This is a genomic window from Ulvibacter sp. 2305UL32-6 (assembly GCF_058148545.1).
In genome coordinates, this window is the sequence record NZ_JBYVKA010000081.1 from 1 (window position 1) to 598 (window position 598).

The following is a 598-nucleotide window of genomic DNA, read 5'->3' on the forward strand; positions in this document are numbered from 1 at the left end:
TTTTAAAGATAGTTTATTTGTAGGAAATCAAATTCGATAAGCAATAAACCCGCCATTGGCTTTATACGTTGTTGTGCAACGTATTTTATTTTTCAAAAGCCTTAAATTTTCCCTTAAACTCTCGCTTAAAAATTTCATCTTTATCTCCTTGTTCTTGTAATTCTCCAGCAAAATAATTTTGAGTCAAAAAGATAGAATAATAACCAATTATATTTTTAGAATTAAAAGGATTTGAATTCAGTTTTAAGTCAACACTATCCACTTTAAAAGTCATTTCACTTCCATCAATAACATCATTTAGTTCGTCATATTCAGCATTTATGATTTCAAGTTTTGAATTCAGTTCTAGAGTTATATAATGTCCTGTAAGTCCATCGTTGATATTGTTAACGATTAAAATATTTTCACCATCTTTTCGTAATTCAAAAGTGTTTTCCAATATAAAATCAGAGTTCATAGAGGAATCATGAGGGAAATATAAATCCTCTTTGTCATATGAATTGAGTTCTAATATTTTCGCTTGTCCTAACTTTTCATTATTCGAACAGCTCATATTGAAAACAAGTACTATAATCAGCAAAATGTATTTTTGAGTTCG

General features: G+C 28.1%; 1 protein-coding gene. It reads right to left on the bottom strand.

Going from position 1 to position 598, the window contains the following annotated elements; all coding sequences use genetic code 11:
- Positions 1 to 85: 85 nt before the first annotated feature.
- On the bottom strand, positions 86 to 598 hold a 513-nt coding region (locus ACY2RU_RS17815; protein WP_490139836.1), incomplete at its 5' end, for a hypothetical protein.